Annotated in this window: 19 protein-coding genes; 7 read left to right on the top strand and 12 right to left on the bottom strand. The window is 41.6% G+C overall.

Annotated elements, in window-relative coordinates; genetic code table 11:
- Positions 1–26 precede the first annotated feature (26 nt).
- Together OCU77_RS09110 and OCU77_RS09105 are read left to right on the top strand one after the other, a co-directional pair.
- Positions 27–1820: an ABC transporter ATP-binding protein gene (locus OCU77_RS09110; RefSeq protein ID WP_084711760.1), complete on the top strand. Its 1794-nt coding sequence runs from the start codon at positions 27–29 to the stop codon at positions 1818–1820.
- On the top strand, positions 1814–3565 hold the full coding sequence (locus OCU77_RS09105; protein WP_048898385.1) for an ABC transporter ATP-binding protein: 1752 nt from the start codon (positions 1814–1816) through the stop codon (positions 3563–3565). Before OCU77_RS09110 ends, OCU77_RS09105 begins: the two co-directional genes overlap by 7 nt.
- A gap of 52 nt (positions 3566–3617) precedes the next feature.
- Here the strand turns inward: OCU77_RS09105 and OCU77_RS09100 are convergent, their stop codons facing one another.
- Positions 3618–4400 carry a 4'-phosphopantetheinyl transferase family protein gene (locus tag OCU77_RS09100; RefSeq protein ID WP_048898384.1) on the bottom strand — a complete coding sequence of 261 codons (783 nt, stop codon included), beginning with the start codon at positions 4398–4400 and terminating at the stop codon, positions 3618–3620.
- 135 nt (positions 4401–4535) lie between these two features.
- On the opposite strand from OCU77_RS09100, the gene OCU77_RS09095 reads away from it, so the two are divergent.
- Positions 4536–5795 (top strand): MFS transporter, encoded by a 1260-nt coding sequence (locus OCU77_RS09095; RefSeq protein ID WP_048898383.1) that lies wholly within the window; start codon positions 4536–4538, stop codon positions 5793–5795.
- 75 nt (positions 5796–5870) lie between these two features.
- Here OCU77_RS09095 and OCU77_RS09090 read toward each other — a convergent pair whose 3' ends face one another.
- Positions 5871–7355 (bottom strand): carboxypeptidase M32, encoded by a 1485-nt coding sequence (locus tag OCU77_RS09090; protein WP_048898382.1) that lies wholly within the window; start codon positions 7353–7355, stop codon positions 5871–5873.
- Between the two features lie 336 nt (positions 7356–7691).
- Here OCU77_RS09090 and OCU77_RS09085 point away from each other — a divergent pair, with 336 nt between their 5' ends.
- From OCU77_RS09085 to OCU77_RS09075, 3 genes are all read left to right on the top strand, one after another.
- A complete protein-coding gene (locus OCU77_RS09085) occupies positions 7692–8882 on the top strand; it encodes a D-alanyl-D-alanine carboxypeptidase family protein (RefSeq protein WP_048898381.1) in 1191 nt (396 codons plus the stop codon).
- A gap of 156 nt (positions 8883–9038) precedes the next feature.
- Positions 9039–9932, top strand: a complete 894-nt coding sequence (gene ttcA, locus OCU77_RS09080; RefSeq protein WP_048898380.1) for a tRNA 2-thiocytidine(32) synthetase TtcA — start codon at positions 9039–9041, stop codon at positions 9930–9932.
- Between the two features lie 210 nt (positions 9933–10142).
- Positions 10143–10514 carry a hypothetical protein gene (locus tag OCU77_RS09075; protein WP_239685920.1) on the top strand — a complete coding sequence of 124 codons (372 nt, stop codon included), beginning with the start codon at positions 10143–10145 and terminating at the stop codon, positions 10512–10514.
- Positions 10515–10598: 84 nt separating this feature from the next.
- On the opposite strand, the gene uspE is transcribed toward OCU77_RS09075, so the two are convergent.
- The 10 genes from uspE to ccoN all read right to left on the bottom strand — a co-directional run bounded on the left by uspE (position 10599) and on the right by ccoN (position 19679).
- Positions 10599–11540, bottom strand: a complete 942-nt coding sequence (uspE, locus tag OCU77_RS09070) for a universal stress protein UspE (RefSeq protein WP_048898379.1) — start codon at positions 11538–11540, stop codon at positions 10599–10601.
- Positions 11541–11755: 215 nt separating this feature from the next.
- Positions 11756–12511 (bottom strand): FNR family transcription factor, encoded by a 756-nt coding sequence (locus OCU77_RS09065; RefSeq protein WP_048898378.1) that lies wholly within the window; start codon positions 12509–12511, stop codon positions 11756–11758.
- 73 nt (positions 12512–12584) lie between these two features.
- Entirely contained in the window at positions 12585–13262 is a 678-nt protein-coding gene (locus tag OCU77_RS09060; RefSeq protein WP_107302867.1) for a sulfite exporter TauE/SafE family protein, read from the bottom strand.
- 3 nt (positions 13263–13265) lie between these two features.
- On the bottom strand, positions 13266–13466 hold the full coding sequence (gene ccoS, locus OCU77_RS09055) for a cbb3-type cytochrome oxidase assembly protein CcoS (RefSeq protein WP_048898377.1): 201 nt from the start codon (positions 13464–13466) through the stop codon (positions 13266–13268).
- Positions 13467–15851: a heavy metal translocating P-type ATPase gene (locus OCU77_RS09050; protein WP_048898376.1), complete on the bottom strand. Its 2385-nt coding sequence runs from the start codon at positions 15849–15851 to the stop codon at positions 13467–13469.
- Positions 15848–16339 carry a FixH family protein gene (locus OCU77_RS09045; RefSeq protein ID WP_048898375.1) on the bottom strand — a complete coding sequence of 164 codons (492 nt, stop codon included), beginning with the start codon at positions 16337–16339 and terminating at the stop codon, positions 15848–15850. The genes OCU77_RS09050 and OCU77_RS09045 overlap by 4 nt, the downstream gene beginning before the upstream one ends.
- Before the next feature lie 120 nt (positions 16340–16459).
- A complete protein-coding gene (ccoP, locus tag OCU77_RS09040; protein WP_048898374.1) occupies positions 16460–17440 on the bottom strand; it encodes a cytochrome-c oxidase, cbb3-type subunit III in 981 nt (326 codons plus the stop codon).
- Between the two features lie 5 nt (positions 17441–17445).
- Positions 17446–17619, bottom strand: a complete 174-nt coding sequence (locus OCU77_RS09035) for a cbb3-type cytochrome oxidase subunit 3 (RefSeq protein ID WP_048898373.1) — start codon at positions 17617–17619, stop codon at positions 17446–17448.
- 11 nt (positions 17620–17630) lie between these two features.
- Positions 17631–18239 (bottom strand): cytochrome-c oxidase, cbb3-type subunit II, encoded by a 609-nt coding sequence (gene ccoO, locus OCU77_RS09030; protein ID WP_048898372.1) that lies wholly within the window; start codon positions 18237–18239, stop codon positions 17631–17633.
- A gap of 12 nt (positions 18240–18251) precedes the next feature.
- On the bottom strand, positions 18252–19679 hold the full coding sequence (gene ccoN, locus OCU77_RS09025; protein ID WP_048898476.1) for a cytochrome-c oxidase, cbb3-type subunit I: 1428 nt from the start codon (positions 19677–19679) through the stop codon (positions 18252–18254).
- Positions 19680–19956: 277 nt separating this feature from the next.
- On the opposite strand from ccoN, the gene OCU77_RS09020 reads away from it, so the two are divergent.
- Positions 19957–20400 carry a hypothetical protein gene (locus OCU77_RS09020; RefSeq protein WP_048898371.1) on the top strand — a complete coding sequence of 148 codons (444 nt, stop codon included), beginning with the start codon at positions 19957–19959 and terminating at the stop codon, positions 20398–20400.
- Positions 20401–20488 lie beyond the last annotated feature (88 nt).

Below are 20488 nucleotides of genomic sequence, written 5' to 3'. Positions count from 1 at the left end.
TTTTATTTCTTCACATAGGCAGAAAAATGAAAGGAACGCCGTTTTCATGGTTAATGGAATTGGTTGCAAACCAACGCCGTAAGCTTTTATCGTCTATGGTATTAGCCGTTGTTTATTCTTTACTTACGGTTGTACCATATTTAATTATTTATCAATTGGTAGATGGGTTTATAAATGACACTATTACTGACTCTTATATTATCTGGCAATTAGTTTTACTTGCTGCGATTGCATTAGTGATGAAAATGTTATTGCAACTAGCATCTGGATTATTGTCGCATAAAGCCGCTTTTCAACTGTTATTTGAAATACGCCAACAAATTGTTGATAGCGTAGGGCAGTTATCATTAGGTGAAAGTAATAAACAAGCTGCGGCATCAATGAAAAAAATTATTTCAGATGATGTCGACAGAATTGAGACTTTTATTGCTCACCACTTACCAGATATGGCTGCTGCGATTGTGAGCCCTTTAGTCGCGTCACTGCTTTTGTTATATATCGATTGGCGATTGGCACTTATTGTTCTCTTGCCTTTGCCTATAGCTTTGAGTTTACAAGCTCTTATGTTCAAAGGCTTTAACGTTAGAGTAGATGAGTACCATAAGGTTGTTTCAAATCTGCATATTAGTGTTGTTGATTTTGTCGCATCTATACCTGTAGTAAAAGCGTTTAATATGACGGTTGATTCGCATCAAAAATATCGAAATGCGGTGAATGAGCATCATACACTGGTGACGAATTGGTTGTTAGATACGAAAACGCCAGCATCTTTATTTAAGTTATCGCTTGATCTTGGTTTGCTGTTTTTATTACCTGTTGGTGTATGGCTATACGCTCAAGGTGATTTAACGTTATCTACATTATTTATTTTTATGTTGTTAGGTGTGGGGTTGATGGAACCTCTTTATAACCTTATTCAATTTGGTGGCATGTTCAGTGAGATGCTAAAAGGTGTTGAGAAGATAAAATCTTTCTGTGAAACGACGCCGCAGAGTGAAGGTGATAAAGAGCAAACTATAGCGCATACAGGTATAACTTTTGAGCGTGTAACGTTTAGACATGACAAAGCGATTAAAAGTACTGTTGATGATGTTTCTTTTACTGCTATGCAAGGAAAAATCACCGCGATTGTAGGTCCATCTGGTGCAGGTAAAACAACTGCTGCTCAGTTAATTCCTCGATTTTTTGAATATCAAAGTGGTGAGATAAGCATAGGTGATAAGCCTATAACGGGGTTTCCATTTGATCAATTGATGTCGTTTGTTAGTTTTGTTTTTCAGGATGTTTATATTTTTGAGCAAACGATCAAAGAAAACATTCGCATGGGGAATGATGAGCTCTCTGATGAAGACATAGTTAATGCTGCGAAAGCAGCTTGTGCTCACGAGTTTATTTTGTCATTGCCAGAAGGCTACGAGACGATAGTTGACCAAGGGAGTTTAAGTGGGGGGCAAGCTCAAAGAATAGCGATTGCTCGAGCTGTAGCTAAAGATTCACCTATTTTGATCCTTGATGAAGCAACGGCTTATGCTGATGCACGCAATGAAGTTCGTATTCAGCAAGCAATTTCAAGCTTAATGCGAGGCAAAACAGTATTAGTTATTGCGCATCGGTTAAATACGCTTACTCATGTCGATAAAATTATTGTTATGGATAAAGGTAAAAAAGTGTCAGAAGGTACACACAGTGAGTTGCTAGAACACTGCGAGCTATATCAGTCCATGTGGAATGCACACCAAGAAACTAAAGCTTGGCACTTTGGGCAATCATCAAAGGGTGAAGATACTATTACAGTGTCAGAGGGTGTTGAGTCATGTTAAGAATAAATACCTTAAAACGTTTAACAGGTACGTCTCTGAAAGGACTAAATCGAACTGTATTTCTGACGGTGCTTGACGCTTTTTTTGCTTCTGCTCCATATGGTTTTCTTTATTATATTCTGTTGGATATGTTATCAGAGACGCCAGATATACAACATCAATTTATGTTGGTACTCGGGTGTGCTGTCATGATGATCATACGGGTCTTATTGGCACGAATTATTCACGTGAACATCTCTCTTATTGGTTTTGATGCAGGAAAGCGAATTCGTCAGCATTTAGGTGACCATTTACGAAAAATGCCAATGGGTTTTTTCCAGCGTTCTGATTTTGGCAGTGTTAATAACACCTTGCTAAAAGACATTGATATGATTGAGCGGATTTTTACTCATTTGTATGCGCCAATTATAGCGACCAGTTCAGTATTATGTTTTTTTGCCTTAGGTCTGATAGCTAAAGATTGGCGAATGGGGCTGGCTATGATGTCAACTCTGCCATTAGCTTGTATCGCTTACTTATTAACACGAGCATATGCTAGGAAGTGGCAGAGTCACATGCAGCATTTGATGCATCAACTAAATGACGCTGTAATGGAATACATGAATGGCTTAAAAGAACTTAAGTCATATCGCATGATGGGGAAAGCTTTTTCACGTTTAGATGATGTTTTAACATCAACACGTAATCAAGCTCTAAAAGCTGAGAAAGCAGCAGTATGGCCTGTTTATAGTTTTAATATACTGGTGGAGTCTGGCTTAATTGTGTTGCTGGTTGTTCTTACTTGGGCTTGGCTAGAGCAAACTATAGCTTTACCTGAAGTATTATTATTTTTAATTGCAGCAGTTCGCTTTTTTAGGCCATTACTTAACATGTCAATGTTTTTGGCTGAGCTGAATTATTTAGATCTGGCTGTAAACCGTGTTGATGAAGTGCTGTCATTACCTACTATGCCACATGGTGAAAGCCGACCGAAGATTTCAAACATGGCGATTACCTTTAATGATGTGAGTTTCACTTATCCAGGTTCAAAATATCCGCTTTTTGAGAATTTAAACCTAACGATTCCTCATAATAAAGTAACCGCTCTTGTTGGGCCATCAGGTTCAGGTAAATCGACAATTGCGTCATTGATTGCTCGTTTTTGGCAGCTTGATTCAGGCTCAATCTCAATAGGAAAACAAGGGAGTCAGGTTGATATTGCATGTATGCAAGTTGAGCATTGGCTTAAGCATGTCAGTATTGTGTTTCAATTAAATTATATTTTTAATGACACACTGGCGAATAACCTTCGTGTTGCTAAACCAGATGCGGGGGATGATGAATTGTGGCGTGTTATAGAGCTCGCTAAACTTAAAAATTTAGTGTTGGAGATGGATAAGGGGCTTGATACCGAGATTGGTGCTGGTGGCGTACACTTATCAGGTGGTGAAAAACAAAGACTTTCAATTGCTCGTGCACTTCTTAAAGATGCGCCACTTGTTATCTTAGATGAAGCCACAGCTTCTTTAGACCCTGAAAATGAACGAGATATTCAGGTTGCAATGCAAGCTTTAGTTCAGAATAAAACCGTACTGGTTATAGCCCATAAGTTATCAACAGTTCAATACGCTGATCATATTGTTGTTTTAGATGCAGGGAAGATCGTCGAGCAAGGGGAGCACGACACCTTACTGCAACATAAACTGCTTTATAGTGAGCTTTGGAACCTTCAACAGCACGCTCAAAGCTGGCATTTAACTGCTTAGTATTTAGATTGAGAAAGAAGCTGCCAAAGCTGCGTTCTTTGGTAGCTCTATTTTATAGGTTGGGTTCATAAACGCATAGAGTGAGTATTTGCGCTCTATTTATGTCATAACGATAGTTGCATTCGATAGTTTCATTAATGTTGAAGTTATTTATAAGATTTGCTGATGTAGAAAAGGTCATTGTTGATGTGTGGTAATTAATCGTACTTAACTTAATGTCATCAAAATCAAGTATTTGATATATGTGTGGATAGATTGCTTTGTAAATGCTCTCTTTAGCAGAGAATAACAATGTAGTGCAGTATTCACTAGAGTAGCCATGTGCCTTTAATAGTGATAATTCTGTTGTGACTGCAATAAGTGGCTGTATGCTTTCACTCTGTAGAGTTGATATTAAATTTTGAATATCAACACCAAGTGAAATTTTACTATTTAAATGTTCTTTTTTATAAATTACAGCAACGGCACTATCATCCGTATGTGAAATTGAACCTGTCATTTCATTAGGCCATTTAGGTGAACGATCTGACGAAATAGGCACGTTGATAGAGTAACCTTGATCAGCTTCCATTAAGTACTTCGCACAGAAGCGTCCGGCAAAAAATTCAGCCTGTCTTTTAGGAACAGATGTCTGAATTGGCTTCGGACACTCAATATTAAACTTCGAATATAAGTTTTTCTTATAATCGTTTAGATCAAAGTTAACTTGCATTAGCTTCAGCGGTATACCTCGGTAATCGAAAGCAAAGTTACAGAAGTTCTTGATAAAGCCATAGGTGGAATTATTGATCTGTTGTTCGTTTGTTTCTGTGAGGGGGGAGGCGACCACTAGCATAATAAGTACCACTTATAGTAAATGAAAATCATTATCGTTTACTTTGCTTGTCAACTAAAGCATAATTTGTCTGTTTTTTAACTCATCAGTAAATTTAATTAGAAACGCACAATAAAAAAGTAAGGATAGTTTTCTATGGTAAGTTTCAATAATCATAATATAAGTAAGAGCCATAAAATAAAGCCAAAAAGAAATAATGCCTTAATCCTCATTATTTGCTGTCTCTACTTTGTTCAAGGTATTCCTATTGGCTTAACCTTTCATGCTATCCCGACGTTATTAAAAACCTTAGGGTTACCGTTAGAGCTTATTTCAATGGTTCCACTTGCTGGGATCTTTTGGGCTATCAAATTTTTATGGGCTCCGTTTGTCGAAAATCATTGGTTAAAGTCGGTTGGGCGAAGAAAGTCTTGGATTATCCCAATGCAACTGATGATGGCAGCTACACTGACTGTCTTGGCAATGGTTAAAATTAGTGAACAGACACTAATGTTAGTCACACTTTTACTAGCTGTAACTTCAATAGTGGGTTCAACGCAAGATATTGCGACTGATGGATTAGCGGCTGATCATTCTGACAAATCAGATCTTGGTTTGGTGAATGCGATTCAAGTATCAGGGATTATCATCGGGATGCTACTTGCTGGGCCTTTTGCCATGATTGCTTTTGAACAAGCCGGTTATCGAGTTACTTTACTTTTATTGGCTGCAATCACATTTACAGCTTTAATTCCTGTTTTGCTTTGGCAAGAGCCAAAAGTACAACATGTCACAGAAAAGACCAAAGCCTCGTTAATTAAATTCTTTAAAACACCGAGAGCGGTATCAACCTTGATTTTATGTTCATGCGCCACGTTATGTGGGGTGATCATTATGGCGTTATCAAAGTTTATCTTGGTTGATTTATCTTGGTCTATGTCTCAAGTCGGAATGCTGACCGGTGTTGGTCATTTAGTCGTAATGTTAGTTGGCTGCTTCGTAGCAAGTCACTTTATCAAACGACAAGGTTACCGCGTAACATTGCTAACCGGTTTGAAGATGGTATTGTTTGGTGGGTGCTTATGGATTGCGATTGTAGAAAACTGGTTAGCTGGTACTTGGATTGTATGGGGAACAGCGATTATTGTCGGCTTTGGGATGGGGTTTGTTGCCGTTAGTACATATACATACTCTATGCGTTTTTCTCAACAGACCATGCAACCCGCAACGAACATTGCTTTTTTCCAAGGAACGCAAACTTTTGGTGAGATAATTTTTTCTACTGCAGCAACGAGCCTTGCTGGTGTTGCAAGCTATAGTGTTGCTCTGGGGATGGGAGAGTTGATTGCGTTATTATGCTTGTTTGCGCTGCTGAAGCTTCGTCATTATAGCCATTGGCACGATGCTTATTGCTAATTGATGATTCAGGAGAGTTTTAATTGCCCATAAATAAATGGTGGAATGCGGGATATTATATCCCGCAATGTTTCACTATCGAAGATAGCGTGCTTCTAAGTGCTCTTTAAAATAACGAGGATTAAGTGCTTCACCCGTTGCTTGAATCACAAGTTCATCGGTCGAAAGTGTAGAAGCTTTTGACCAGATGTTCGTTTTCAACCAATGAAAGATAGGCGTGAGGTTATTATCACTAATGAGTTGCTCAATATCCATTTCTTTGCGCATTGCTGCCATGAATTGTGCTGCGTACATAGCACCAAGCGTATAACTTGGGAAGTACCCAAAACTGCCATCTGTCCAGTGAATGTCTTGCATGCAGCCATCGGTATAATTACCTTCCGTATTTACACCTAAGTACTCTGTCATTTTCTGATTCCAGAGTGATGGAATATCAGCCACTTCAATCTTACCTTCAATTAAATCCCGCTCGATTTCATAGCGAAGAATAATATGGGCAGGATAGGTGACCTCATCAGCATCGACACGAATAAACGCAGGTTTAACTCGCGTATTAAAGAGAGTGATGTTGTCAGCTGTAAACGCAGGATCGTCTTCACGGTTGAATAAAGATTGTGCGGTAGGTGCTAGCAGCTTAATAAATTCAGGGCTGCGCGAAAGCTGCATTTCAAATAACAAGCTTTGTGATTCATGGATCCCCATTGAGCGCGCTTCACCTGCAGGTAGTTCGGCCCATTCTTCTGGTAGACCTTGCTCGTAACGTGCATGGCCCGTTTCGTGGATAACACCCATTAGTGCGGAGGTGAAATCCGCTTCATCATAACGGGTCGTCATACGAACGTCAGTTGGTACACCACCACAGAAAGGATGGACGCTAACATCAAGGCGACCATGGTTAAAATCAAAGCCGAGTAGCTTCATCATTTCAAGGCTGAGTTCTTTTTGCTTATCGATAGCAAAAGGGCCTTGCGGGGTAAGCACACTTTCTGATTCTTGCTTCTTCTGAATTTGTTGAATTAAGTCAGGAAGCCAAGATTTTACATCAGCAAAGATCGCATCAAGTTTTTCTGTCGTCATACCTGGTTCGTATAAATCTACCAAGGCGTTATAACGACTAAGGCCTGTTGCCTCTGCTCGGATCTGCGCTTCTTGGCGAGACAGGTCGACTACCTTTTCTAGGTTAACTTGGAAATCAGCCCAGTTATTGTCTTTGCGTTGACCGCGCCACGCATGTTCACAGACCGAGCCTGCTTTTGATTGTGCCTCGACAAGATCTTCTGGCAGTACCGTGGCTTGCTGCCAGCGGCTTTTCATTTCACGTAGGCTAGCTAGAGCGCCTGCAGATAACTGTTCAGATTCAGCTTGGGTGAATAAGGCTTCTAGCTTAGGGTCTGTGAGTAACTGATGAGTATAAACGGCTAATTCAGCCATCGCTGCTGAACGAGCATCATTACCACCTTCAGGCATCATTGAAGCTTGATCCCAGCCACACATAGCGCCTAGGTGGTTAAAGCGAGCAAGCTTTTTAAAATGTTTCTCAAGCTGTTGATAGTTAGACATCTTCTTTCCCTGTAATAATTCCTGTTGAATGGCGATTTTTTATGTGGGTATCCACTTGTTTTAATGTGTTGCTATAAATGGTTTAACGTAATGATATTAAATTTATCTTTAGCATAGTAGCGCGTTTAGAATTAATGGCAACATCCTGCTTTATGGAAAGTTAAGAAACTAACAATCGCAACAAAGTGACTCAGAGCACATGCTTTATAATGTAAATTAGCGTGAGAAATTGTCAGAATTTAACCTCAATCGTAATTGTTGATGAGCAATGCATGTATTCATGAAATCCTTATATATACTGGATGTATCTTTTGGTTAAACGGAATATGTTGCACAATGAGTACCATTCCACGCGTTTTATCCTCATTGCCTGTTTGCTCGCTGACAGCCGCAATGCTTTTAACTTTTTCTCTTAACGCTACAGCGGCACCAACTGTCATTCCTGATGCTCCGGTATTAGGTTCGAAAGGGTATGTACTTATTGATTACCACACAGGAAAAGTGTTGGTAGAAAAGAATGCACACGAAAAACTAAACCCAGCCAGCTTAACTAAGCTAATGACTAGTTTTGTGGCGGGCAAAGAAATGCAGCAAGGCAATATTAACGCTGACGACTTAGTTGTTATTAGCCGTAATGCTTGGGCGCGAAACTTCCCTGATTCATCAAAAATGTTTATCGAAGTGGGAACCGAAGTAAACATGATGGACTTATACCGTGGGCTGATTGTTCAATCGGGTAACGATGCCAGTGTGGCCATTGCAGAACATGTGGCTGGATCGGAAGGGGCTTTTGTTAGTCTGATGAATTCATGGGCTAAAAAGCTTGAGATGACGAATTCTTCATTTTCGAATCCGCACGGTTTAGATGCAGAGAACCTGTATAGCACACCTTATGATATCGCTTTGTTGGGTAAAGCTTTAATTCATGATTTACCAGATATCTATTCTATCTACAGCGAACGTTCGTTTAACTATAACAATATTACACAGCGTAACCGTAATGGTTTGCTTGGTGATCGTAGCTTGAATGTGGATGGCATGAAAACGGGTTACACCAGTGGTGCAGGCTTTAGTTTAGCCAGTTCGGCTACTCAGGATAACATGCGTTTAATCTCGGTTGTGATGGGGGCAAGTAGTACCAAGAGCCGTGAAGCCGAGAGTAAACAACTGCTGAACTATGGGTTCCGTTTCTTTGACACAGTGTCACCTCATAAGCAAGGTGAGTCTATCCTTAGTGAAAAAATATGGATGGGCGATCAAGATGAGATTCAGCTAGGTGTTGGTGAGGACACGTTTGTTACCGCGTCACGAAATAAAGTAAAGTGGCTTAAAGCACATGTTGAACTTGATGAAGAGCTTGTCGCACCAGTTAGAAAAGGGACGGTTGTTGGTAAAGTTATCTATCAAGTGAATGACAATAGTGTTGGTGAAGCGCCTTTGGTTGCACTTGAAACGGTGGAAGAAGGTGGCATCTTTAGCCAAATAGTTGATTACATTAAACGCTTCTTTTTGAGCTTATTCAAATAACACATTAAGACGCTAAAAAAGCTGCTAAATGCAGCTTTTTTAGATCCCATCATAGAGATGTTTCAACATCGCAGAAAAATCCGTATAATCCTCGCCCTACAAAGCATCCATCTAGGAAATCTACAGTCGATATCTTCGACAGTGTGAGAAGTCGCAATGAATCAGAATGATAATAGAAAAGAGACACTTGAATTCAACAAACTCCAGAAACGTCTAAGGAGAAATGTTGGGAATGCAATTATCGATTACAACATGATTGAAGAAAATGATGTTGTGATGGCATGTATCAGTGGCGGTAAAGATTCATTTGCGATGCTCGATATCCTTTTGAACCTTAAAAAAGCAGCACCGATCAACTTTGAAGTTGTTGCTGTAAACTTGGATCAAAAACAGCCTGGTTTCCCTGAGCATATTCTACCTGAGTACTTTGAAAGCCTGAATATTCCTTACTACATCGTAGATAAAGACACTTACTCTGTAGTGAAAGAGAAGATTGAAGAAGGCAAGACGACATGTGGTCTGTGTTCTCGCTTACGCCGCGGTACACTTTACTCGTTTGCTGAAAAAATTGGTGCAACCAAAATTGCGTTAGGCCACCATCTTGATGATATCGTTGAGACTATGTTCCTGAACATGTTCCACGGTTCCCGTTTAAAGGCGATGCCACCTAAGCTACGTTCAGATGATGGTCGTAACGTGGTGATTCGTCCACTGACTTACTGCCGTGAAAAAGATCTGATCAAATACGCTGAACATAAAGCGTTCCCAATCATTCCATGTAACCTATGTGGTTCACAAGAAAATCTTCAGCGCCAAAGTATTAAAGCGATGCTGATTGATTGGGATAAGAAAACACCTGGTCGTGTTGATAGTATTTTCAAATCAATTCAGAACATTAGCCCAAGCCAATTGGCAGATAAAAATCTGTTTGATTTTGTTAACTTACCGCTCGATCGCGAAGGTGAGCGTGCGGAGTATGCATTCAATGAAGCAGAAATATCATCAACGAACATTGATGAGTCGATGTTTATTGATGTGACTAACGTTTAATAAACGTTGTGATTTTAAGAGGCGGCCCTGTTGGTCGCCTTTTTTATATATTTTTTATGTCGAGAAGACGTAAAGGCAAAGCGCTATTGCTGAAAGCTCGATTAATCTCTAAATTCATAAAGACGTTAACTCGCAATAACAGCAGACTTAGGTAGAATGGTTGTAAATTCAACAGGGTAGTAATCTACTCGTTATGGCTTTTAGGGATTTATGGCTATCACTAAATCAGCACAGTTAGTCGCAGTAACATTGTTCAGTGTTTTTACATTTAGCGCACTTACAGGGTGTTCATCCCAACAAACCCAACAGCTTGGGTTACGAAGCAGTACAGTGACTTCAGTGCCACAGCAAATGTCGAATCAAGAAATTTGTGACATTTATGTTCATGGCCGTGATTCCGTACATACACGTTTTGCGATTGCGAGTGAGTGGAATAGACGTGGGCTAAGTATTAAATATTGTAAAGATAAGAACCAAGAGCTATTTATTACAACGCTAGCTAAGGCTTTGGTTGGCATTAGTTCAGAGACTAAGAAAGAAAATGCTAATGCGGTGCAACCCGTTCAGCCTGTTGCAAAGTAATGCAACGTTACTAAAATAAAAACGGAACCTAGTAGGTTCCGTTTTGCATTTGGAAGGTTTGGAGCACAAGCTAGAAGCTAGAAGCTAATCAATGTTAGGTGCGAGAGGGCTAATGTAGCCTTCTGGTTTTAATGCTAATAAATCACAGTTCAAGCTATCGATCGTATGCTCTGCCGTATTACCGATAAAAATAGCAGATAACCCTGTTCGACCTGTTGTGCCTAAGATCACCATTTCTGCATCGAGCTCTTCTGCAACTCGAGGGATTACGTCCTCAGGTAGCCCCTCAACAACACAGGTTTGTTCTTCAGGAATACCATGTTTTTGGCGCAGCGCCTTCATCGAGGTGAGGTGGTGGCCTCGTACTGCATCGGTGTAAGATGCGGGATCAAATTCAGGTAATTCAATCGTGATATTCACAGGTGTGGATGGATAAGCGTTAACAATATTCACTTCGGCATTAAGCGTATCAGCAAAGCGTTTGGCTTCGTTAATAATGCAATCATTTAACGCTTCGTGGGTCTCACTATCGGCTGCTAAGTTAACACTGGCAATGATTTTACCTTTATCTGGCCACTTATGTTCTTTCACCATTAACACAGGGCAAGGGCATTTGCGCAGCAAGTGCCAGTCTGTTGGCGTGAAAATCACAGAGCCGAGTTTATCGTGCTCATGCGTCGCTTTTATCACTATGTCATGATGATTGCTGAATACTTCGGCAATCACAGCCTCATAAGGTCGATTATGCCAAACGACTAATAACTCGATGGATAATCCATCCTCAATGAAAGGCCGAATGATATCTTTTAGCCACTCTTCACGTTGTTGCACAACGCCTTTTCGCATAGCTTGCCGCTCGTCAGACGAGAGCATGGATGTCATTTCATAGGAAAAGTCATAAATTGCTAGAAATAGCGTAATTTTAGTCTCTGGTGAGCCTTGAGCAAGGTGTACGGCTCGCGAAAGCGCGGGTTGATTGTCTTGCGCCGGATCGGCAACAACCAAAATATTCTTGTACTGTGTCATAACTGCCCCCTTACACAAACTGTCATCACGACTGTGTTGGCAACTGCAATATAAACGTGCAAATAAAACTACAGATACCTAGTATAGATTTAAAACAGGTATAACTAACTGTAACGCAAGTGGGGAGAAAAGGGGATAAATACGAATGGCAAATATAAAAAAAGTGATACGCATCAAAAACGTATCACTTTTTGTTTTCATTGAAAAATAGAATTTTACAGGTTGTTGTTTTTGCTCACACCTGCTAATCGTGCTAGTTCTTCATGATCTATAATGGTGATGTACTTGCCTTTTACGCTCAGCATTTCAGACTTTTGGAAACGACCCAATAGACGACTGATAGTTTCAACCGTTAAACCTAGGTAGTTACCAATATCACCACGTGTCATCGTTAAACGGAACTCACGAGGTGAGAAACCACGCTGAGAGAAACGTAGAGATAAGTTGTACAAGAATGCTGCTAAACGTTCTTCTGCATTCTTTTTCGAAAGCAGCAGAATCATTTCTTGGTCGCCTTTAATTTCGTTACTCATCAAACGCATGATTTGTTGACGAAGTTTTGGCATTTTACCCGAAAGGTCATCTAAGATTTCAAACGGAATCTCACAAACCATAGACGTTTCGAGTGATTGAGCAAAGCTCGGGTGTAGCATTTCATTGATCGCGTCGAAACCAACCAAGTCACCCGCAAGATGGAAAGCTGTAATTTGCTCATCACCTTGTTCGGTGATGGTGTAGCTTTTAATCGTGCCTGAGCGAATAGCATAAAGCGATTTTAGTTCATCGCCTGCTTTGAAAAGCTCTTGGCCTTTCTGGATTGGTTTTTTACGCTCGATAATTTGATCGAGCTGATCTAATTCAGACTCATTCAAAGTGAATGGGATACACAACTGACTAATACTACAATCCTGACAGTGGATTGCACATCCGCCTGACTGGATACGTTTGGTTGTAAGTTTGTCTGAAATCATAAGCCTGTCTAACCAATTTGATGTAGGTCAATATTTTAACATATTATGAAGCAATATGACGAGTATTAAAAACCTACATTATTTGATTGATTGCTATGTAACCAGTATGAATGCCATAACCCAATAACAACAAGGCATTTGCACGTTTAAAATACAGGTTACTAAGCAACTGTTTAAGCTGAGAGGCTAATCCACCAACAGCAAGCATGGCTGGTAGTGTTCCTAAACCAAAGGCAAGCATGACTAAGCTGCCACTCATTAAGCTACCTGAAACTGCCGCCCAACTTAATGTAGAGTATACCAGACCACAGGGTAGCCAGCCCCATACCATACCAAAGGGCAGTGCTGCGAGGGGCGATCTTAACGGTAATAGCCGGTTTGCTTTCGGGGCAATACGTTTCCAAATAACTTGGCCAAATTTTTCTATCTTTGTTAGACCTTGCCACCATTGCCCTAGGTATAGCGCAAGCACTATCATCATAAAGGCAGCAAATAAACGTAATATTATCAGTGGGTAAGATGAACCGCTTAAGGAGGCAACGCCTGCAAATGCCCCTCCAATGATAGCGCCTGCAATCATGTAAGAGAGTAGCCGTCCAGTGTTGTACATGAGCAAATAATGCCAACGGCTGTGTTGTTGCTGCGTAGGCATTCCCATGGTGAGTGCAGCAGCAACGCCACCACACATTCCTAAGCAATGGCCAGCTCCCATCAGACCAATAATAAATGCAGCATAGAAATCAATATTCATGAATTACTCTGGCTTGCTAGATTCTGCTTCAGCATCTGATTTGGGTGATGACTTGGCTTTATTCTCGTTTTCATCGAATAAAATATCAAAACCTTGGCGTTCTAGATCCTCAAATTGTTCAGATTTAACCGCCCACAGAAAGATAGCCACAGCGATACAAACAAAGATGATGGCAATCGGGATCAAAATGTAAAGACTAGCCATTTATTTTAATAACCTTAAAGAATTTGATACAACAATGATCGAACTCGCCGACATTCCCACTACTGCGATATAAGGTGCAACAAATCCTGCGACAGCTAATGGCAGAATAATTAAATTATAACCTAGCGCCCATGCTAAATTTTCTCGGATGATTTTCTTGGTTCTCAGCGCGAGCTTACGTGCGTTAAGAATACGCGTTAGTTGATCACCCAATAGAACCATATCAGCTGATGACTTGGCAATGTCGGTACCACCACCCATAGCGACAGAGAGGTGAGCGCCCGCCAAAACAGGTGCATCGTTCACACCATCACCAATCATAAGTGCAATGTCATCGGTATTAAGGCTCCGGAGGTATTGAAGCTTGCCTTCTGGGGTGACACCAGAAACTAATTTGTCGATACCGAGTTCATTCGCAACCCGTTGTGCACTGATAGAGTTATCACCTGTCAGCATAGTGACACGGATCCCCGCATTGTGAAATTGCTGAATGAGCTCAGCACTGTCTTCACGAATTGGGTCTTCTAATTTAAAGGCTGCAACCAAGTTACCGTCACAGGACAACCAGACTTGAAATTGATTATCCATTTCTCGGCTCAGTTGCTCTGCGTTTGGGTTACCTTCAAGGGCAAAAGCAAGTTGTCCGATACGCCATTTTTGTTCTTCTAGTTCACCTATCAAACCTTGTCCGATCGTATTCTCGACATGGTTAAATAAAGTTTGTTCGTTGCGGTGAGGCTTAAATGCATTCGCAATCGGGTGGTTAGCAAACCGTTCTAGTTCAGCTGCTACCATTAAAGCCTGCTGTTCTGTGTGATCATCAAACAGACGAGTTTCAACAAGGCGTACATTTCCTTCTGTTAATGTGCCTGTTTTATCAATGACAAGCTGGTTCACTGTGCATAGTGTTTCTAACACATGCCCACGGCGTAATAAGATCCCTAATCGACCAAGGCTAGATGTTGAGCACGTTAATGCCGTTGGCGTGGCAAGTGATAGGGCACACGGACAGGTAGCTACTAATACCGCTAATGTGATCCATAAAGCATCATCGGGTTGCTGCTGATGCCAGTAGTACCAAGTGCCTGCAGCAACAATTAAAATGACAGCAACAAAATATCGAGCAACGACATCTGCTAGCACTGCCACTTTAGGTTTCGACATTTGTGCTTCATCTTGCAAGCGGACAATGTTTGATATTAATGAGTTTTGACGATCTTGTGTGACACGAATTTTAATATTACCGTCACCATTAATGGTACCCGCATAGACGAGGTCATCTTTATTGCGAGGCACTGGCATAGGTTCGCCAGTCAACATAGATTCATCGATATGGGTTTCACCGGAAAGTACTATGCCGTCGGCCGGTAAACTTTCCCCTGGTAACACAGACACAATATCATCTACTTTTAGAGTCTTAGCTGCGACTTGCGTACCGTCTTCTAAGGTTGCCATTGCTGGCACTAGTTTAAGTAAATTGGCACTGGCTGCTGCGGCTTGACGACGGGCTCGCATCTCAAGAAAACGCCCGAGCAATAAGAAGAAGGTAAACATGGAGATAGACTCAAAGAAAACTTCTCCTGTTTCAGTGACTGTCGCATAAACACTGGCAGCATAAGCGAATAACAAGGCGATAGAAACGGGGACATCCATTCCAAGCGTCAGTGCCCGCAAGTTTCGCCATGCGTTTAAATAAAAAGGCAGTGCGGAGTATAAAAGAACAGGGGTGGCAAAAATTAAACTCACCCAGCGAAGGTAATTTCTAAACTCTGTATCTAAATCACCAAATACTTCAAAATACAAAGCTACCGCCAGCATCATCACCTGCATGGTTGCAATTCCAGCAATACCCAGCTTATAGAGATATTGCTTCATGGTTTGGTGGTAATGCTGTTCTTGGGCATCGGCTTCGAATGGTGCAGCCTTGTAACCCAATTTATGGATACAAGAAAGAAGGTGGCTAAGCTTTGTTTGTTCAGGGTCCCATGCAAGTATGGCGCGGTGGGTTGTGGTGTTAACTCGAATAGAAATAATTCCAGCTTCACGCATCAATTGTTTTTCAATCAACCATGCACAGGCTGCACAAGAAACACCTTCGAGTGACAGTGTCACTTCCTTGCTGTTTTCATTATTGCGTACAAACTCTTGCTGCACTTCTTCGTGATCATATAAAAGGAGTGATTGAAGCTGCTGCGGAACAAGGTCGGCTTTTTCAGCTGGGGCGGTGCGGTATTCATAATAGGATGTAAGGCCGCTTTCAACGATAGTCTGTGCAACAGCCTCACAACCTGGGCAACACATGTCGCGTGTTTCACCCAGGATTTCAACTTGAAATTGGTCACCCGTTAGAACAGGGTCACCGCAGTGGTAACAATCTTTTGTCATTCCTTGATCTGCCCGTACAACGAAATCGGGTCGGATGTTGGAAGGGCTACAGGGCCTTGCAACATCCAGTCGCCTTCAAATGGTTCAACTTCAACAAACCAAGGACCTTGAACTGGTGCTGTTGTGTTGAAGTGGTAGCTGCCCTTAAGATCAGCGCTAACCATTTGAGTAAAGTCTCTGTCTGCAAGAGTACGGTGGGTAAAAGTGACACGCAAGTTTGGATATTGCGTAAGTTCACCTTTATCGAAATTAAGCGTGATTTCATCATCGACCACTTGAAGGCTTGCTTTTAATTTAAGCGCATCAGCTACTTTTAAGCGTGATAGGTCGAGGTTAATCGCTTTGCCTTTCTTGTAGTAATCTTCAGCAACAAGGTCGACTTGGTTTTGTGAGAATACATAAACAATGCTGAGGCTATAGATAATTGATGTTGCAGGAATTGCCATAAGGAACCAAGGCCAAAACTGCTTATACCATGGTTTTTTCATGCTGATTACCTTTGAAGACTTCTTGGAAAGAGCCCCTGAGAGTATCAGGGGCTATAGGTTATGTCTCAGTTAAAAATGTTAATGTTCTGATTAACTGTAACTGATGATGAATAGCGGGATTTATTTGCTATTTGACTCGCTTAGGCTCCATACATAAGCAGAAATAAGTTGTACTTTTTCTTCACCAAGTACATCTTTCCATGCTGGCATAACACCTTGGCGGCCATGGGTGATTGTTGCTTCAACAGCACGACGAGAACCACCGTATAACCAAGTGTTATCCGTTAGGTCTGGCGCACCAAAAGCAGGGTTACCTTTACCGTCTGTACCGTGACAAGCTGCACACACAACAAAGCGTTGCTTACCCGCAGCTGCTTCTTTGGCATTTACTTTTCGACCTGACATAGAAAGCACATAACTTGTGACTTCTTTCACGCCGTCTTTGCCCAGTGAATCAATCCATGCAGGCATTACACCAATACGACCATTCATGATGGTTGTTTTGATAGTTTCTGCTTCTCCACCGTATAACCAAGCATTATCTGCTAGGTTAGGGTAGCCCGCTTGGCCGCGTGCATCAGAGCCATGACACTGTGCACAGTTTTGGATGAATAGACGTTGGCCGACTTTAATTGCTTCATCGTTTTCAGCAATTTGCGTAATTGGCAGTAGAGTATGTCCCGTACTGTCGTATGCCAACGCTTTGAATGTTTCACCAAAACGTGCTTGTGCATCACCCAGTTCTTTAGCGTATTGATCCAGTGTTTTCTCTTGACGAGAACGCTCCATCGACGCTTGAGACTCAGCCATTGAACGTACTGTTTGGTCTGAGCTCGTCCAGCCTAGTACGCCTTTAAAATTACCTAGGCCAGGGTATAGCACTAAGTAAACTGCGCCAAAGATCAGCGTGCCCCAAAACATGTAGGACCACCACTTTGGCAGTGGGTTATTAATTTCACGAATACCATCGTATTCGTGACCCATATCTTCACCTTCTTCGACACCCATCTTGTCTCGGCTACACCAATAAAGCAGGGCAGCAATACCAACAAAGGTCGCGATAGTGATGATAGTAATCCATAGACTCCAAAACGTCGTCATGCTTCCTAGCTCCTGTCTTTATCGCGCGTTGCCACATCTTTTTCTTCATCAGCAAACACAAGATTCGCCGCTTCATCAAAGCGCGCTTTCTGACGTTTACTAAAAGCCCATACGACAATGCCGATAAAGCTAGAAAATAAAATGACGGTCCAAATACTGTGAACGGTTCCAATATCCATAAGAACGCTCCTTATTTCATCGCGTGACCAAGAGACTGAAGGTAAGCAACCAGTGCATCCATTTCAGTCTTGCCTTTAACCGCTTCACCCGCGTTGGCAACTTGCTCGTCAGTGTATGGCACACCGAAGTTATCTTTAAAGATTGCAAGTTTCTTAGAAGTTAACTTACCGTCAAGTACGTTCTCTTCTAACCAAGGGAAGCCAGGCATGTTTGACTCAGGAACGACAGCACGAGGGTCACGAAGGTGAACACGGTGCCAGTCATCAGAATAACGACCACCTACACGTGCTAAATCAGGCCCTGTACGTTTTGAACCCCATAAGAATGGGTGTTCCCAAACACTCTCACCTGCTACAGAGTAATGACCGTAACGTTCTGTTTCAGAGCGGAATGGACGGATCATCTGGCTATGACAAACATTACAACCTTCGCGGATGTAAATATCGCGGCCTTCCATCTCTAACGCCGTGTAAGGACGTAGGTTTTCAACAGGTTCAGTGGTTTGGTCTTGGTATAGCAACGGCGTTATTTCTACTAGCGCACCAAAGCTGATCGCGATAACGATAAGGATGGCTAGGAGGCCGACATTTTTTTCTACAATTTCATGACGATTGCTCATCTGTCGAACTCCTTATGCTGTTTGCTCAATGGCTTTCAGGCTTTCTTTCGGTGCGGCAATGGTTTTGTATGCGTTGTAAGCAAGCAAGAACATGCCAGATAGGAAGATTAAGCCGCCAATGAAGCGAACGAAGTAGAATGGGTAAGACGCTTGTAGCGACTCTACGAAGCTGTAAGTCAATGTACCGTCAGTGTTAACCGCACGCCACATTAGACCTTGCATTACACCTGATATCCACATAGCTACGATGTAAAGTACCGTACCGATCGTTGCTAGCCAGAAATGCACGTTAATCAATTTGATTGAGTACATGCGTTCTTGACCGAACAGTTTGGGAATGAGGTGGTATAGGGCACCGATAGAAACCATTGCAACCCAACCTAAAGCACCAGAGTGTACGTGACCTATGGTCCAGTCTGTGTAGTGCGATAAGGCGTTAACCGTTTTAATTGCCATCATTGGGCCTTCAAAGGTAGACATACCGTAGAAAGACAATGAAACAACAAGGAAACGTAGGATAGGGTCGTAACGTAGTTTATGCCACGCACCTGATAGCGTCATGATACCGTTGATCATACCACCCCAAGAAGGAGCAAATAGAACCAAAGACATCACCATACCTAATGATTGGGTCCAATCAGGTAGTGCTGTGTAATGTAGGTGGTGCGGGCCTGCCCAGATATAAAGTGATACTAATGCCCAGAAGTGAACGATAGAAAGACGGTACGAGTAAACCGGACGACCAGCTTGCTTAGGTACGAAGTAGTACATCATACCAAGGAAACCAGCAGTCAGTAGGAAACCTACCGCATTATGGCCATACCACCACTGAACCATTGCATCAACTGCACCTGAATAAGCCGAGTAAGACTTAGTCATTGAAACAGGTACTGCAAGGCTGTTAACAATGTGTAGAACCGCTACCGTGAGAATGAAGGCACCGAAAAACCAGTTAGCCACATAGATATGTGACGTTTTACGTTTTATCATTGTACCGAAAAAGACAATGGCATAGGCTACCCAAACAGCTGTAATCGCGATATCAATCGGCCATTCCAGTTCTGCGTATTCTTTACCGGATGTCCAGCCCATCGGCAATGAAATTGCCGCAGACAGGATAATAGCTTGCCAACCCCAGAAGGTGAACGCCGCTAATTTCCCACCAAATAGTCTTGTTTGACACGTACGTTGTACTACGTAATAAGACGTAGCAAATAACGCACTGGTACCAAATGCGAAGATCACTGCATTAGTATGCAATGGTCGCAAACGGCTGTATGTCAACCAAGGTAGGTCGAAATTTAGCGCCGGCCATACTAGCTGAGCGGCAATCAATACACCAACACCCATACCGACAATACCCCAAAGAATAGTTACTAAGGTGAATTGACGAACGACTGTATAGTTGTAGTTTTGTTCAAGCTGCTTTACTTGGCTCATGTTGCATGCTTCCACTATTTATTGTTCAACTACACTCTTTACTTTCCTTGTGCGAACAACAAGTTGTCGCAATACCACCCAGTAGCTAAATTAACGTCATATTGTTTTTTTGAACAACTTAACAATCAAATTGCTATTTTTTTGTAAAAGTGGCATTTTCATTGCGCATAATACGTTAGATAACAGGTGATTAACAGTGTGAAGACCACACTATGTTTACGGTTAAGCAACATTTATGTGAAAACTTTGAACTCTGTAACACGGGATGTACGAATACATGGCAGCACAAAAACTTACCAAAGGCAGGCTTGCTCAAATAATCATCTTGATGGTGGTGTTAATTACAGCATTTGTTTGGAGAACAATAACCTACGATCAAACATCACGAGAAAAAGAGACCGCCCTAACATGTCAATTATCAACAGTAGGGTGTTTAGATGAAAACTCAAATGAAAAGCTAGGCATTTCATTTGTTTCAGAAGCGTTAAAATCTGACATGCCGATTATCATACAAATTGATAACAATCATGTTAAACCTACAGCTGTCGTGGAAGGTGTGAGTATGTACATGGGGTCTGTACCTGTTATCTTCACTAAAAATGGCACAGGTTGGCAGGGCGAATTTATGGTGCCAGCGTGTATGCACGATAAAATGGAATGGGTGATAAAAATCAACAAAGATGGAAAAACAACAAATGCACTTTTCACTGTTGAAAAGTGATTAATTTTCAATCAGTAGACGCTAATAGATGACACAAATAGAGGCTTAAGGAATAAACCTCTATTTGTGGAATGAAACCTGACTTCAC

Origin of the sequence: Photobacterium swingsii (assembly GCF_024346715.1) — a bacterium.
In the GTDB taxonomy this organism is placed as follows: domain Bacteria; phylum Pseudomonadota; class Gammaproteobacteria; order Enterobacterales; family Vibrionaceae; genus Photobacterium; species Photobacterium swingsii.
Note: the sequence above shows the minus strand (reverse complement) of the source record. Positions and strands in the feature narration are given on the sequence as shown.